Raw genomic sequence first — 14493 nt, forward strand, 5'->3', positions numbered from 1 at the left:
CACCCCACCCGAAGAACCCGAACACCCCACCCGAAGAACCCGAACACCCCACCCGAAACGATCCCGCACGACCCACCCGCGGAGGACCCCATGACCCGCCCGCCGATCCGGATCGTCCTCGCCGACGACGAACGCATGGTGCGCACCGCCCTGCGCGCCATCCTCTCCGGGGAGGCGGACCTTGAGGTCGCCGGTGAGGCCGCCACCGGGGCCGAGGCCGTCTCCGTCGTGCGGCAGACCCGGCCGGACGTGGTCCTGATGGACGTCCGCATGCCCGAGGTCGACGGCATCCGCGCCACCGAGCAGATCCTCGCCACGCTCGCCGAACCGCCCCGCATCGTGGTCGTGACCACCTTCGAGAACGACTCCTACGTCTACGACGCCCTGCGCGCCGGGGCCGCCGGCTTCCTGCTCAAGCGCGCCGACGCCGACACGCTCGTCCAGGCCGTACGGCTGGTGGCGCGCAGTGACACGCTGCTGTTCCCGTCGGCGGTGCGGGGGCTGGCGGCCGAGCACGCCCGCGCGAACCCCGCCCCGCCCGCCTGGGTGGCCCGGCTCACCGACCGCGAGGGCGAGGTGCTGCGCCTGATGGCGACCGGGCTGACCAACGCGGAGATCGCCGAGCGCATGCGGGTGGGGCCGGCCACGGTGAAGACCCATGTCGCGTCGGTGCTGGCCAAGACCGGCACCCGGGACCGCACCCAGGCGGTGATCCGGGCCTACGAGGCGGGCTTCACGAAGCCGGCTTCATGAACGGAAGATGAGAAAACAGGGCGCATGGGAACGATTCGCTCCCGCCCGTTCGTCCTGTCACCGGGATGAACAAGACGATCAGGCGTGCATCGGTCTTCACGCTGCTCCTGGTGTTCGCTCTGCTGATCAGGGCGACCTGGGTGCAGTTCTACGACGGCCGGGCACTCGCGGACGACAAGGAAAACCGGCGCAACGCGATCGAGACGTACGCGGAGCCGCTCGGGAACATCATCGTGGCCGGCCGGTCGGTCACCGGCTCGGCGCGGACGGAGGGGAGTGACCTCGCCTACAAGCGCACGTACGAGGAAGGCAGCCTGTACGCGGCGGTGACGGGCTACGCCTCACAGGCGTACGCGCCGACGCAGCTGGAGGGCATCTACCAGGACCTGCTCAACGGCACCGACCCGCGGCTGAAGACGGTGATGGACACCGTCACCGGCACCCGGGCCGAGCCGGGCAACGTGGTCACGACGATCGACCCGGACGTGCAGAAGGCAGGGCTCGATGCACTGGGCGGGACGAAGGGCGCCGCCGTCGCGATCGACCCGAGGACGGGCCGGATCCTGTCGGTCGTGTCGACCCCGTCGTACGACCCGGGCTCGCTGACCGACGCCAACACCGCCGGCGAGGCGTGGGAGAAGCTCACCGGCGACCCGGACAAGCCGCTGACCAACCGCGCGCTGCGCCAGCCGCTGCCGCCGGGCTCGACGTTCAAACTCGTCGTGGCCGCCGCCGCGCTGGAGGACGGGCTGTACGGGTCGGTGGACGAGCGGACCGACAGCCCGGACCCGTACACGCTGCCGGGCACCGTGACCGACCTGACGAACGAGAACCCGAACGCGCCCTGCGAGAACGCCACGATCCGCACCGCGCTGCAGTACTCGTGCAACAACGTCTTCGCGAAGATGGCCGTCGACCTCGGTCAGGACGAGCTGCGGGCGACGGCCGAGAAGTTCGGCTTCAACGACGAGACACAGGACGTGCCGGTGCGGGCCTACACCAGCGTGTTCCCGAAGGACATGAACAAGTCGTCGACGGCCCTGACCGGCATCGGCCAGTTCGACGTGACGGCGACCCCGCTGCAGATGGCGATGGTGTCGGCGGCCCTCGCCAACGGCGGCGAGCTGGTCTCCCCGCACATGGTGTCGCAGATCACCGACAGCGGCGGTGACGTCCTGGAGGACTACGGCGACGCGGACTCGAAGCGGATCGTCAGCTCCGCCACCGCCGAGCAGCTGCAGTCGGCGATGGAGACCGTCGTCGAGAAGGGCACCGGGTCGAACGCGCAGATCTCCGGCGCGACCGTGGGCGGCAAGACGGGCACGGCCCAGCACGGCGAGAACAACAGCAAGACCCCGTACGCCTGGTTCACGTCGTACGCCAAGTCCGACTCGTCGGACGAGGAGGTCGCCGTGGCGGTCATCATCGAGCAGTCCGACGCGGCCCGCTCCGAGGTCAGCGGCAACGGCCTGGCGGCCCCGGTGGCCAAGGCGATGATGGAGGCGGCGCTGAAGAGCTAGGGGGTGGCGTTCGGACCGGGCCGACGGACCCCCGGCGGGGTTCGCTCCGTCATACGGCGTTCGGCTCACCGTACGGTCGGTACGTCGGACGCTGCTACAGTTCCGGATTCCCGCCCGGCGCACGGCTGTTCGACGCCGGGGAAGCCGCTGCGAGGAGAGTCCGCCTGTGGAGACAGTCGTCGACGACGCCGCCTCCGTGGAGTTCCACGCCTTCTTCGAGCGCCACTACGCCGAACTCTCCCGGCTCGCCCACCTGCTGACGGGCGAGCCGGACGCCGCCGACGACCTCGCCGCGGACGCCCTGCTGGCCCTGTGGCACCGCTGGGACCGGGTCCGCGCGGCCGACCATCCGGCGGCGTACGCGCGCGGTGTCGTCGCCAACCTCGCCCGCACCCGCATCCGCACCGCCGTGCGCGAGCGCAGACGGATCGCCCTGTTCTGGTCGCAGCGCGAGGAGAAGACGGAGAACCCGGACGTCGCGGGTGTGGTGGACGTCCAGGAGGCGCTGCGCCGGCTGCCGTTCCGCAAGCGGGCATGTGTGGTGCTGCGGCACGCGTTCGACCTCTCCGAGAAGGACACGGCGCTCGCCCTGGGCGTCTCGGTGGGTACGGTGAAGAGCCAGACGTCGAAGGGAATGGCCGAACTGCAGCGGTTGCTCGGCACACGGGAAGCTCAGAAACAGGTGCACGCGGCGGTCGCGCGCAGTGGTGAGGCCGCGGGAAGGAACCGATGACCGGGCAGCTGGACCGGGACGAGGAGCTGCGCACCCGGTTGCACGAGGCGGCCGGGGCACATGAGCCCGACCGGGCGCGCATCCTGGCCCGGGTCGAGCGCGGCATGGCAGGCCAGGGCCAGGACCGCCCCGGGCAGCACCGGGCGGCGCGTCCGCCGCTGCTGGGCTGGGCGCGGGTGGCCGGTGCCACGGCCGCGGTGGCGGGAGTCCTCGCGGTCGGCGGATACGCGGTCGCGTCGGCGGTGAAGGACGACGCTCCCCCGCAGCGCTCGGTCACCGCCTCTCCGACCCCCGCGCCGTCACCGGACGCCACCACGAGCCGGACGCCCGTCCCGCCGGACGACCCGACGCCGACCGCCCCGCCCGAGCCGACGGCCCCGGACACCCCCGCGTCCTCCGGGCCGCCGACCGGAACCGCAACCGCCCGGCCGCCCGCCTCCGGCGTCGAGGACGGCCCGCTGTGGTCGGACGGCTCGGTGGACCCGCACAGCAACGACTTCTGGGCACAGAGCAACGTCACCCTGAAGACCGGTGAGCCGCTGACCGCGCTCACCGTCGAGCTCAGGGTGGCGCAGACCGGCGGTGTCACCTCCACCGGCGCCTGGCGGTCGCTGCCGGAGGACGACTTCACGTTCACGCTCGAGGAGCGGGACGGTTTCCTCGTCCACCGGTGGACGCTCAAGGAGGGCCGGACGGTCCCGGCGGGCGAGTGGGTGTTCGCCGGCCAGTACAACCACGAGCACGGCGGCCGGGACGCGCGCGGCGACCACTACTCCGCGACGGCCACCGCCGGGTCCGAACGGCTGGCGGTGAAGGGCGACTTCGCACCCCGCGACGAAGATTCGTGAAAAAGATCCGAAGACGCGGCAACCCATTCCGTACCGGTGGCGACCAGGAAGCGTAAAGATCCTCTCCCCACGCAAGGAACATGGGCATGACTGCACGAGCTGAACAGCGCGTCCGCCACCGCCGCCGGATCACCAAGCGGCGGGCGGTGATCGCCGGAACCGCTGCGTTCGGCCTCACCGGAGCGGCGATCGTCACCACGACGATGCTGTCCACCGCGGGTGCCGCGTCGTCCTGGCCCGAGGACACCGGCAGCAAGCCCGTCTCGTCGACGATCCCGGTCAAGGGGACGTACGACGGCGGGATGAAGAAGTTCTACGGCACCGGCGACCTGGGCGGCGACGGCCAGGAAGAGGGCCAGGACCCGGTCTTCGAGCTGGCGGACGGTGCCACGCTGAAGAACGTCATCATCGGCACCCCCGCCGCCGACGGCGTCCACTGCAAGGGCTCCTGCACGCTGCAGAACGTGTGGTGGCTGGACGTCGGCGAGGACGCCGCCAGCTTCAAGGGCACCTCGCCCTCGGCGGTGTACACGGTGTACGGCGGCGGCGCGAAGAACGCCGACGACAAGGTGCTCCAGTTCAACGGCGCCGGCAAGCTCGTCGTCTCGAAGTTCCGGGTCGAGAACTTCGGCAAGCTGGTGCGCTCCTGCGGCAACTGCAAGAAGCAGTACAAGCGCACCATCATCATCAACGACGTGGACATCACCGCGCCCGGCAAGTCGATCGTCGGCATCAACCAGAACTACGGCGACACGGCGTCCCTGCGCAACGTCCGCATCCACGGTGACGGCAAGAAGAAGATGGAGACCTGCGTCCGCTTCGAGGGCAACAGCAGCGGCAAGGAGCCCAAGAAGCTCTCCCCCGCCGGCCCGTACGGCAAGACGTGCAACTTCACCGCTTCGGACATCAGCTACAAGTAGCCGTCCGAGCCGTCAGGACCACCGGCCCGCCCCCCGGGCCGGTGCGCGCCGTCCGAGCCCCCCTCGGCCGGCCCGTCGAACGCCCCCGCCGGTGACGACCGGCGGGGGCGTTCCCCGTCCGTCCCGAAACTTTCGGGCACTGCCGTCCCGTTGACGCCCCGACGCGCACTGGTGACACTCCGAGGGCACGCCATCCAACAGAAACCCTCAGACTCCCACAGGAAGTGTCATGCGCCGTCACACCGCCCGTCGCACGCTCCTGGTCCCCTTCCTCGCCCTCCTCCTCGCCCTGCTCGCCGCCCCGCCGGGCACCGCACACCCGGGAGCGCCACCCGTGCAGAAGACCCCCTACGCCGGTTACCTCTTCGCCTACTTCACCGGCGAGGGGACCGCCGACGGCGAGCAGATCCGCTACGCCCTCAGCCGCGGCAACGACGCCCTGCACTGGCGCGAACTGAACGCGGGCAAGCCCGTACTGACCTCCACGATCGGCGAGCAGGGCCTGCGCGACCCGTTCGTGATCCGCTCCCCCGAGGGCGACAGGTTCTACATGATCGCCACCGACCTGCGCATGTACCGGGGCAGCAGCGGCAGCTGGGACGAGGTCCAGCGGCACGGCAGCAAGTCGATCATGGTCTGGGAGTCCACCGACCTGGTCCACTGGACCGACCAGCGCCTGGTGAAGGTCTCCCCGGACAACGCGGGCAACACCTGGGCGCCCGAGGCCTACTGGGACGCCGAGCTCGACGCGTACGTGGTCTTCTGGGCGTCGAAGCTCTACGCCGACGACGACCCGGACCACACCGGCTCGACGTACAACAAGATGCTGTACGCGACCACGAAGGACTTCCGCACCTTCAGCGAGCCGAAGGTCTGGAACGACCCTGGTTACTCGGTCATCGACTCCACGGTCGTCGAGCACGACGGCACGTACTACCGCTACACCAAGGACGAGCGCGACCCGTCCTCCGGCTCGCCGTGCTCGAAGTTCATCACCGGCGAGAAGTCGGCTTCGCTGACCGACACCTCGTACGACTTCGTCTCGGACTGCATCGGCCGGGGCGCGATGGAGCGCGGCGAGGGGCCGACGGTGTTCAAGTCCAACACCGAGGAGAAGTGGTACCTGTTCGTCGACGAGTACGGCGGCCGGGGCTACCTCCCCTTCGAGACCACCGACCTCGACTCCGGCACGTGGACGCCGTCGACCGACTACCAACTGCCCGCCAGCCCCCGGCACGGCACGGTGATCCCGGTGACGCAGGCGGAGTACGACCGGCTGCTGGCCGCCTACCCCGCGAGCCCCGCCTCGATCGTGGACGCCACGGCACGCGGGCAGAAGGGGTACGCGGTCGTCAGCGAGGAGACCGGCAAGGTCGTCCTGCCGATGGAGCCGCGCACGAACCTGCGCAACCTCGCCCCGAAACTGTGGGTCGGCGAGGAGGCGACGCTCAGCCCGAGGTCGGGCACGCGCCGCGACTTCCGCAGGCCGCAGACGTACACGGTGACGGCCGCCGACGGCACGAAGCGCACCTGGACGGTGGAGGCGGTGCCCACCCGCAGCCCGGTCCTGCCCGGCCTGTACGCGGACCCCGACGTGCGGTACATGGACGGCCGGTACTGGATCTACCCGACGACGGACGGCTTCCCCGGCTGGAGCGGCACGCGGTTCAAGGCGTTCTCCTCCAAGGACCTGGTCCACTGGAAGGACCACGGTGTCGTCCTCGACCTGGGGCCGGACGTGAGCTGGGCCGACAAGAACGCCTGGGCGCCGGCGATCGCCGAGCGCGGCGGCAAGTACTACCTCTACTTCAGCGCGGAGCAGCAGATCGGCGTCGCCGTGGCCGACTCCCCGGCCGGCCCCTTCACGGAGGCGCTCGGCGAACCGCTGGTCGCGAAGGGGCGGTTCGAAGGCCAGATGATCGACCCGGCCGTCTTCACGGACGACGACGGCACGTCGTACCTGTACTGGGGCAACGGGCGCGGCTACGTCGCCCCGCTGAACGACGACATGGTGTCGTTCGACGCGTCGCGCGTGCAGGACATCACCCCGGAGAACTTCCGTGAGGGCTCGTTCGTGGTGAAGCGCGACGGGACCTACTACTTCATGTGGTCCGAGGACGACACCCGCAGCGAGAACTACCACGTCGCCTACGCGACCGGCCCGACCCCGCTCGGCCCGTGGACGAAGCGGGGCACGATCCTGTCCAAACGCCCGGAGTACGGCATCCTCGGCACCGGCCACCACTCCGTGGTCAACGCCCCCGGCACCGACGACTGGTACATCGTCTACCACCGGTTCGCCCTGAACGGCCCCGGCAGGCCCGGCGGGGACGGCACGCACCGGGAGACCACGGTCGACCGGCTGCGCTTCGCGGCGGACGGCACGATCGAGCCGGTGGTGCCGACCCTCGGGTCGGTCAGGCCGGTGCGGCGGTGACCGACTCCAGCCAGGCGAACACCTCGTCCTGCATGCGCCGCGGGAAGGCGTGCCCCACGTCCGACCAGACCTCGGTGCGCAGCCGGCCGGCGGCGCCGCGGGAGTGCCAGACGGCGCGCAGCCGGGCGTAGGCGGTGCGGACGCCCTCGGCGGTGAACAGGGGGTCCTGTCCACCGCCGAGGAACAGCATCGGCTTGGGCGCCGCGATGCTCGCCACGTCGGGCAGGTCGAGGTGGCGGGCGAGCCCGGGGTGCAGCATGTGGAACGCGGACTGCCCGCGCAGGGTGTTGTTGCCGGGCACCAGCATCCCCTTCAGGCCGGTCATCCAGCACACGCTCACCGCGGCGGCGACGTCGTCGCTGAGGGCGGCGGTCTGCCAGGCGCGGTAGCCGCCCATGGAGAAGCCGGCCGCCGCGACCCGGCGGGCGTCCACGCGGTCGAGGCCGGCCAGGAAGCCCGCGGCGCGCTGGTCCTCGCGGGCCAGCAGCCCGGCCAGGGAGCTGCCGAGGTGGAAGAGGTTGCTCGCGAGGGCCTGCTGCCGCTCGTAGGTGAGCGGTTCGCGGTCGCCCCAGCCCAGCGCGTCGGCGCAGAACACCACGTAGCCGCGCCGGGCCAGTTCGTCGCCGGGGAAGCGCCCGTCGAAGTGCCGGTCCGCCCAGTCGTCGGCGGCGGCGAACCGGGTGTCGTCGTACCAGGGCCGGACCAGTTTCTCCTTGCCGATGTCGAAGCGGGAGCCGTGGTCGTGCAGGAGCAGCACGGCCGGGAAGGGCCCGGCGCCGTGCGGGGTGAGCAGGGCGCCGCGGACCCGTCCGTAGCGGGTGAGGGAGAGGGTGACCAGCTCCCGCGTGTACCCCTCGCCGTCGTCGCGGGCGGTGAACTCGGGGGCGTAGGGCGTGTCGTCCTGCCGGTCGACGAGGAGGTGGGCCTCCACGGTGGCGCGGGCGGTGCGCCGCCACGCCTCGAAGTCCCGTACCGGCGAGGTGCCCCAGGCGAGCGGGAAGGTCAGCTCGTCCTTGAGCGCCGGGTGGAACCCGGGCAGCGCAGCGGCCGTGCCGTCGGGCGGGTCACCGGCGGCGGTCATACGGCCGCCAGTCGCCGAGGTACGCCTCCCGGGTGTGCGACGCGGCCTCGGCGCGGGTGAGCCGGGGCCGGTTCTCGGGGACGGTGACCGCGGCGCCGGGGCCGGTGTTGCGGTACTCCCGGAACCGCTGCTCCTGCCAGGGGTGGGCGTCCCGCATGTTGGCGTAGGGGGCGACCGCGTCGATGCCCGCGCCGAGGTGGGTCTCGCGCACGGTGAGCATCGGGCGGGCGGTGGTGTCGGAGCTGGGCACCCAGGGGCGGGCCAGCTTGTAGTAGCCGTCGGGGGCCTCGCTGCTGATCCGGCCGCGCGTGACGAGGTAGCCGCGCGGGTTGGCGCCCGCCGTGGACGGGGCGAACACGAAACCGTAGGGGGCGCCGGACAGGTCGGTGCGGACCAGGGTGCGGAAGTGGCAGCGCTCGTACACGGCCGTCGCCCGGCCGAAGACGAAGTCGACGTCGCCCTCGACGTAGCAGTGGGCGTAGTACTGGCGGGCGAAGTGGCCGAGGTCGCGGCTGTCGGCGTAGAGGGTGTCCTGGTGGCCGAGGAAGCGGCAGTGGTGGAACGCCGAGCGGTCGCCCTGGACCTTGATCGCGACGGCCTGGGTGCCGGTGAAGTCGGGGTGGTCGGCGCGCAGCCAGTCGTTGGCGAAGGTGATCCGGTGGGCCGTGAAGCCGTCGGCCCGCACGGTGGTGGTGGCGGAACCGCTGGTGCCGTGGGTGCCGGAGCCGTCGGGCTTGGGCGTTCCTGCCGCGTTGTCGAAGACGATGACGACGTCACGCGGGTCCGCACCCGCGCCGATCCAGGTCGCCCCGGTGCGGTCGGCGTCCACGGAGACCGTCTCGCGGTAGGTGCCGGGGGCGAGGACGAGCGTCCAGCCGGGGCCCTCGGCGGCGGTCACGGCGGCCTGGACGGAGGTGAAGTCGCCGCGGCCGTGCGGGTCGACGTACAGGGTCTTCGGGGTGCGGCGGGCGGCCGGTGAGCCGTACCTGCCGAAGGGGCGCGGGCGCGGCCGGGTGCCGGCGGCGGCGGGGCCGGCCGCGAGGCCGAGGGCGGCGCCCGCGCCGGCGGTCGTCAGGAGGAAGCCTCTGCGGGACAGGGCGGGTCGGTGCATGCCGGTGCTCCTTCGGGTGCGCGGTTGCGGGGGCGCGTGCGTTGCGGGTGCGTTTCGGTACGCGTGTGCGTGCGTTGCGGGGGCGTTTCCGTACGCGTGTGCGCGCGTTGCGGGGGCGTATGCGGTGCGGGTGTGTTGCGGGTGCGGGTGTGTTGCGGGTGCGGAGAGGGCCGGGGCGGTGCGGGCGCCCCGGCCCTCGGTTCGGGGGGTGTCAGCGCAGGCGGCCGGCGCCCGCGCCGTGGTCGACGACGAAGGGGACCGCCCAGGCCGGGAGGACCTTGGTGCGCAGGGTGGGCGTCCAGCCCGCGCCGGAGCGCAGCGGCGCGTCCGGGTTCGCCGCGTTGTGCGCGGCGATCAGGTCGACGCTCCGGCCGTTGACGCGGTTGTGCGCGGCGGTGAGCGGCGAGTCGTTCCACCGCTTCAGCACCTTCTCGGGGCCGACGCCGTCCGGCAGGGTGAAGGCGTTGTGCTCGGCGACGAGCTGGGACTCCTTGCCGACGCCGAAGCTGTAGGCGTAGTCCTCGCCGGCCACGAAGTGGTTGTTGTAGACATCGACCTGCCCGAACCGCACCCGGGGCGCGCGCTCGACGAGGCCCTTGAAGAGGTTGTGGTGGAAGGTCGTCCTGAGGTGCCCGCGGTCACCGGCGGCGGTGGACTCGCTGTCGCTGTTGCCGATCAGGATCGTCTTGTCGTGCTCGGTGAAGACGTTCCAGGAGGCGGTGACGTGGTCGGCGCCCTTCACGATGTCGAGCTGGCCGTCGTGCTGCTGGTACAGCATGCCGAAGTAGGTGGGCGCCTCGCTGTCGGGGTGCTCGCCGTCGGTGAACGTGTTGTGGTCCAGCCAGACGTGCGTCGACCCGTGGACGACGGCGCTGTCGTACTCGGAGTTCCAGTTGCCCTTGTCGCCGTCCGTGGGGTCCCACTGCGGGAAGCAGTCCACGGGGCTCTCGAGCGTCAGGTTGCGGACGATGACGTTGTCGACGCCCTTGATCTGCAGGCTGGCGCCCTTGATGCCGGCGTTCCGCCCGACGCCGATGATCGTGGTGTCGGCGGGGATGTTCGCCTTGATGGCCTGGTCCTGCCGGGCGGCGGAGGCGCGGCGCAGGCCCTCGGGGCTGGCGTCGGGCTCGTCGCTCAGGTCGGTCTCCAGGCCCCAGTTCTCGGGGGAGTACTTCTCCAGGTAGGCGTCGAAGTCGTAGCCGGGCGCGGCGAAGGCCTCGCAGCCCTCGGAGACGGCGTCGATCGTGCCCTTCACCTTGATGATCCTCGGGGCGTCGCCGTCGGCGGCGAGGGCGGCCCTGAACTCGGCCCAGGTGGTGACGGTGTACACATGTTCCGCGTCGGCGGCGGACCCGCCGGTGGTGCCGGTGCCGTGGGAGGCCCAGCCGTCGTTCGCCGGCAGCGTCTGCCGGGCGGTGTCGCGGGGGCGGTGGTGGTCGGGGCGGGCCTGCGCGGTGGCGGCGGTCAGGCTCAGCACGAGGGCGGTGCAGCCGGCGAGCGCGGCGGTTCTACCCATGGCATGCCCATGCCATCTGCGTGTGCTCATGGTGCGGCTCTCCCTTTCTCGGGGGTGGAGGTGGTGTTACGCGGTGGCCGGCTCCGGCCAGCTGATCCAGGACTCGGGGATCTCCTCGTCCAGCCGGCGCACGTCCCGGCGCGCCAGCACCCGCGTGCGCAGCAGCTCCCGCGCGACGAGCCGGGCGACCGCGATCGCGCCGGGCGGGTTGAAGTGGGTGTTGTCCTGCTCGGTGGCGGTCCAGTTGAAGTACGCCTTGGTCCCCTCCCCGCCGAGCCGCTGCCACAGCGCGAGCGACAGCGCCTGCGCGTCGAGCAGCGCCACGCCCTCCTCCCGCGCGAGCGCCCGCATCGCCGCCGGGTACTCCCCGTGACTGGGCACCGCGTCGCCCGCGGCGTCGAACCGCCGCCGCTCCACGGGTGTGGCCAGCACCGGCCGCGCCCCGCGGGCCCGGGCCCCGTCGACGTACAGCCGCAGGTGGTCCTGGTACGTCGTCCACGGCTCGGTGTAACGGGTGGGGTCGGCCTGCTTCTCGTCGTTGTGCGCGAACTGGACGAGCAGGAAGTCGCCCGGCCGGATCGCGTCGAGGACGGCGTCCAGCCGTCCTTCGTCGACGAAGCTCTTGGAGCTCCGCCCGTTCACGGCGTGGTTGGCGACGCGGAGGTCCTTGCGGAGGAAGAACGGCAGCGCCATCCCCCACCCCGTCTCGGGCGCGGCGTCGGCGTACTTCTGCGCGGCGGTGGAGTCGCCGGCGATGTAGAGGGTGCGGGGGCGGCGTCCGCCGGCCTGCGCGGTACCGGTGGCGGCGAACGCCAGGGGGAGGGAGGCGAGGGCTGCGGTAGTGACCTGTCTTCGGGTGACGGACATCGGCACACCTTTCAGCAGAGGCGAGAGGGCCGGCCAGGGGCGCGGGGCTGTATCCATGTCGGCTCGGCCGCGCGGGCGCGACCAACCAGGGACGGCCTGCGGCCCGCACACCGCAGACCGCCCCACGGCGATTCCCAGCACAGGACGGTCAGCCCATCTGCTCCGTCCACTCGGTCTGCGCCTCGTTCAGCTTGTCGGCCAGAGAGTCCAGGAAGTCCTTCGCGCTCATCTCCCCGAGCAGCACCTTCTGGAACTGCGGCTCACTCTCCGACTTGGACAGCGTGTTCCAGTCCGGCAGGTAGTACGGCAGCTGGACGATGGTCGTGGACCCGTCGTTCAGCGCCTCGGCCGCCAGCTTGGTGGGCTCGGCCTTCTGGATCCACGCGTCCTTCGAGGCCTCGGTGTTCGACGGCACCTGCCCGGCCGACTCGTTGAACCTCGAGTTCTGCTCGGGCGAGGTGGCGAACTCGATGAACTTCCAGGCGGCCTCCTTGTTCTTGGAGCTCTTGAACACGCCGAGCCCGTCGACCGGGTTGGACACCTGCACCCGCTTGCCGGAGGCGCCGACCGGCTGCGGGATGCCGCGGAACTTCTCGACGCCGAGCGCCTTCACGTGGTCCTGGTAGGAGCCCAGGTTATGGTTCAGCATGCCGATCGTGCCGGTGTCCCACTGGGCGGTCATCTTGGCGAAGTCGTTGTTGACGTCGGCGGCCGGCGTGACCTTCTTGTAGAGGGCCGCGTACTTCTCCAGCGCCTCGACGTTCTTCGGGTCGTTGACCGTGGTCTTCTTCTTGCCGGCGTCCCAGAACGAGGTGATGCCGGACTGCCCGTACATCGCGTCGAGCGCCTGGGCTATGGAGCCGGAGCCGCCGCGGATGGTGTAGCCGAACTCGTTCTTGTCCTCGTTGGTCAGCTTCTCGGCGGCCTCGTAGAACTTGTCCCACGTCGTCGGCGCGTCCAGCCCCGCCTTCTCGAACAGGTCGGTGCGGTAGTAGAGGACGCCGTTGTTCGCGGAGGTCGGCACCGAGTACAGCGTGCCGTCGCCACCGCCGGCCGCCTTCAGGGACTCGACCATGTCCTTGTTGAGCTTGCCGTTCAGCGAGGACTTGGCGAGCCGGTCGTCCAGCGGCTCCAGGGCCTTCTGGGCCGAGAACCCGGCGAGCATCGCCGCGCCGACACCGCCGACGTCCGGCAGGCCCCCGCCCTGGATGGCGGTGTCGACCTTGGACTGGTACTCGGTGGCGGCGATCCCGACGTACTCCACGTCGATGTCCGGGTTCGCCTTCTCGAAGTCGGCGATGATCTCCTTCCAGACGGCCGTACGGATACCGCCGTTGTTGTCCCAGAAGACGATCTTCCCCGTGCCGCTGCCCTCGGCGCCCTTGTCGCCGCCCGCCCCGCTGCCGTCGTCACCGCAGGCGGTGGCGGTCAGCGCGAGCACGGCCCCCAGAGCTACGGCGGCGGATGCCCGGCGCCCGCCTGTGCTTCTGCTGCTGCGATTGCTGATCTTCATTGGTCGGCTCTCTTCTTCTGGATCCAACGGTGCGGTGGAACGGTGCGGTGAAACGTGCTGAACACGTGGGGGGGGTCAGTGGGTGGCCCGGTGCAGTGCGTGGACCGGTGCGTGGGCCGGTAAACGGGCCGGTGCGTGGTTCAGTGCGTGCCGAGGTGCTTCTGCGGCCCGGAGAAGCGCTTGACCAGGGCCGGAACGGCGGCCGCCGGGTCGAGCCGGTAGTCGTAGAAGTCGCCCGGTTCGAAGGCGTCGCCCCACGCGTCGTGCCGGCCGGTCGTGTCCTTCAGGATCGATCCGCGCTGCACCAGTTCCGCGGTGGCGTCCGCCTGGTGGGGGTGCTGGACACCGTCGTAGTAGCTGTTTTCGATGACCATCCGGGTCGCGCCGCGCGCCCAGTTCCCGTACGTCCACTGCGGGTCGCCGTCGTCGACCTGGGCGGAGAGGTAGTTGTTGTACAGGTGGGCGTAGGCGCAGTTGTCCGCGGACGGGTTGCGCTGCTTGGTGCCGGTGAACCAGTTGTGGTCGATGGTGATCTGGGTGCGGACGTTGTCCGTCCAGCCGATGCCGAGCGCCTTGTTGTGGTTCTCGAACCGGTTGTAGGAGACGGTGACGTACTCGCTGTCCTTGCGGATGTCGAGCAGTCCGTCGCCCATGTGCGTGAGGCGGTTGTGGTCGATCCAGACGTGGTGGACGGAGTCCATCTGGATGGCGTCGAAGTCGGTGGTCTTGCCGTCCCAGTCGCCCTCGACGTAGCTGTCGCGGATCGTCAGGTTGCGGATGATCACGTTGTGCGTGCCGGGGTTCAGGTGCAGCTCGCCGTGGACGATCTCGCCGGTGTCGCCGACGCCGATGATCGTCTTGTCGGAGCCGACCACGATGTCCGAGCCGAAGGGCGCGACGGCGATGGTGCCCGCCACCCGGATGACGTACGGCTCCTCGGCCGCCGCGTACTTCGCCAGCGCGGCCTGGTCCGTGACGGTGACGACCTCGCCGCCCGCGCCGCCGGTGGTGCCGCCGGCGAGGGAGGCGAAGCCGTGCGCCCGGCCGGTGGGGCGAGGCGTCCCCGTCTCCCCGGCCGGGGCGGCCTGGACCTCCCCGACCGTTCCGAGGGCCAAGGCGGCGACCAGACCGAGGACGGAGGCCAGGATCCTGCCGGATCCCGGCAAGCGCTTGCGACGGAAGTGCGTCATTGCG

At 71.1% G+C, this 14493-nt stretch carries 12 protein-coding genes; 6 read left to right on the forward strand and 6 right to left on the reverse strand.

Annotation, left to right across the window (positions count from 1 at the left end; genetic code table 11):
• Positions 1-90 precede the first annotated feature (90 nt).
• The 6 genes from ACP4J0_RS17105 to ACP4J0_RS17130 all read left to right on the forward strand — a co-directional run bounded on the left by ACP4J0_RS17105 (position 91) and on the right by ACP4J0_RS17130 (position 7211).
• A complete protein-coding gene (locus ACP4J0_RS17105; RefSeq protein WP_426599535.1) occupies positions 91-753 on the forward strand; it encodes a response regulator in 663 nt (220 codons plus the stop codon).
• A gap of 65 nt (positions 754-818) precedes the next feature.
• Positions 819-2273 carry a peptidoglycan D,D-transpeptidase FtsI family protein gene (locus ACP4J0_RS17110; protein WP_426599536.1) on the forward strand — a complete coding sequence of 485 codons (1455 nt, stop codon included), beginning with the start codon at positions 819-821 and terminating at the stop codon, positions 2271-2273.
• A 166-nt stretch (positions 2274-2439) separates the two neighbouring features.
• Complete coding sequence (locus ACP4J0_RS17115; protein ID WP_426599537.1) at positions 2440-3006, forward strand: SigE family RNA polymerase sigma factor; 567 nt, start codon at positions 2440-2442, stop codon at positions 3004-3006.
• Positions 3003-3854 carry a hypothetical protein gene (locus tag ACP4J0_RS17120; protein WP_426599538.1) on the forward strand — a complete coding sequence of 284 codons (852 nt, stop codon included), beginning with the start codon at positions 3003-3005 and terminating at the stop codon, positions 3852-3854. Before ACP4J0_RS17115 ends, ACP4J0_RS17120 begins: the two co-directional genes overlap by 4 nt.
• 86 nt (positions 3855-3940) lie before the next feature.
• A complete protein-coding gene (locus ACP4J0_RS17125; protein WP_426599539.1) occupies positions 3941-4774 on the forward strand; it encodes a pectate lyase in 834 nt (277 codons plus the stop codon).
• A gap of 229 nt (positions 4775-5003) precedes the next feature.
• Positions 5004-7211, forward strand: coding sequence for a family 43 glycosylhydrolase (locus ACP4J0_RS17130; protein ID WP_426599540.1), 2208 nt, complete (start codon positions 5004-5006; stop codon positions 7209-7211).
• On the opposite strand, the gene ACP4J0_RS17135 is transcribed toward ACP4J0_RS17130, so the two are convergent.
• The 6 genes from ACP4J0_RS17135 to ACP4J0_RS17160 form a co-directional block, all read right to left on the reverse strand.
• Positions 7192-8292, reverse strand: a complete 1101-nt coding sequence (locus ACP4J0_RS17135; RefSeq protein ID WP_426599541.1) for a dienelactone hydrolase family protein — start codon at positions 8290-8292, stop codon at positions 7192-7194. The two genes, ACP4J0_RS17130 and ACP4J0_RS17135, sit on opposite strands and share 20 nt — an antisense overlap.
• The gene (locus tag ACP4J0_RS17140; protein WP_426599542.1) at positions 8276-9403 is read right to left on the reverse strand and encodes a pectinesterase family protein; all 1128 of its coding nucleotides are present in this window, start codon (positions 9401-9403) and stop codon (positions 8276-8278) included. Before ACP4J0_RS17140 ends, ACP4J0_RS17135 begins: the two co-directional genes overlap by 17 nt.
• Positions 9404-9614: 211 nt before the next feature.
• Positions 9615-10949: a pectate lyase family protein gene (locus ACP4J0_RS17145; protein WP_426599543.1), complete on the reverse strand. Its 1335-nt coding sequence runs from the start codon at positions 10947-10949 to the stop codon at positions 9615-9617.
• 36 nt (positions 10950-10985) lie between these two features.
• Positions 10986-11786, reverse strand: a complete 801-nt coding sequence (locus tag ACP4J0_RS17150) for a rhamnogalacturonan acetylesterase (RefSeq protein ID WP_426599544.1) — start codon at positions 11784-11786, stop codon at positions 10986-10988.
• Positions 11787-11934: 148 nt separating this feature from the next.
• Positions 11935-13299 (reverse strand): ABC transporter substrate-binding protein, encoded by a 1365-nt coding sequence (locus tag ACP4J0_RS17155; RefSeq protein WP_426599545.1) that lies wholly within the window; start codon positions 13297-13299, stop codon positions 11935-11937.
• 140 nt (positions 13300-13439) lie between these two features.
• Positions 13440-14489 carry a pectate lyase family protein gene (locus ACP4J0_RS17160; protein WP_426599546.1) on the reverse strand — a complete coding sequence of 350 codons (1050 nt, stop codon included), beginning with the start codon at positions 14487-14489 and terminating at the stop codon, positions 13440-13442.
• Positions 14490-14493: the final 4 nt, after the last annotated feature.

The organism is Streptomyces sp. WG7, from assembly GCF_049975785.1.
Lineage (GTDB): Bacteria > Actinomycetota > Actinomycetes > Streptomycetales > Streptomycetaceae > Streptomyces.

Excerpts from the sequence above, each read along its gene's own strand:
- ACP4J0_RS17105 (WP_426599535.1), top strand. The coding sequence starts at position 91 with ATGACCCGCCCGCCGATCCGGATCGTCCTCGCCGACGACGAACGCATG.
- ACP4J0_RS17110 (WP_426599536.1), top strand. The coding sequence starts at position 819 with ATGAACAAGACGATCAGGCGTGCATCGGTCTTCACGCTGCTCCTGGTG.
- ACP4J0_RS17120 (WP_426599538.1), top strand. The coding sequence starts at position 3,003 with ATGACCGGGCAGCTGGACCGGGACGAGGAGCTGCGCACCCGGTTGCAC.
- ACP4J0_RS17125 (WP_426599539.1), top strand. The coding sequence starts at position 3,941 with ATGACTGCACGAGCTGAACAGCGCGTCCGCCACCGCCGCCGGATCACC.
- ACP4J0_RS17130 (WP_426599540.1), top strand. The coding sequence starts at position 5,004 with ATGCGCCGTCACACCGCCCGTCGCACGCTCCTGGTCCCCTTCCTCGCC.
- ACP4J0_RS17135 (WP_426599541.1), bottom strand. The coding sequence starts at position 8,292 with ATGACCGCCGCCGGTGACCCGCCCGACGGCACGGCCGCTGCGCTGCCC.
- ACP4J0_RS17140 (WP_426599542.1), bottom strand. The coding sequence starts at position 9,403 with ATGCACCGACCCGCCCTGTCCCGCAGAGGCTTCCTCCTGACGACCGCC.
- ACP4J0_RS17145 (WP_426599543.1), bottom strand. The coding sequence starts at position 10,949 with ATGAGCACACGCAGATGGCATGGGCATGCCATGGGTAGAACCGCCGCG.
- ACP4J0_RS17150 (WP_426599544.1), bottom strand. The coding sequence starts at position 11,786 with ATGTCCGTCACCCGAAGACAGGTCACTACCGCAGCCCTCGCCTCCCTC.
- ACP4J0_RS17155 (WP_426599545.1), bottom strand. The coding sequence starts at position 13,299 with ATGAAGATCAGCAATCGCAGCAGCAGAAGCACAGGCGGGCGCCGGGCA.
- ACP4J0_RS17160 (WP_426599546.1), bottom strand. The coding sequence starts at position 14,489 with ATGACGCACTTCCGTCGCAAGCGCTTGCCGGGATCCGGCAGGATCCTG.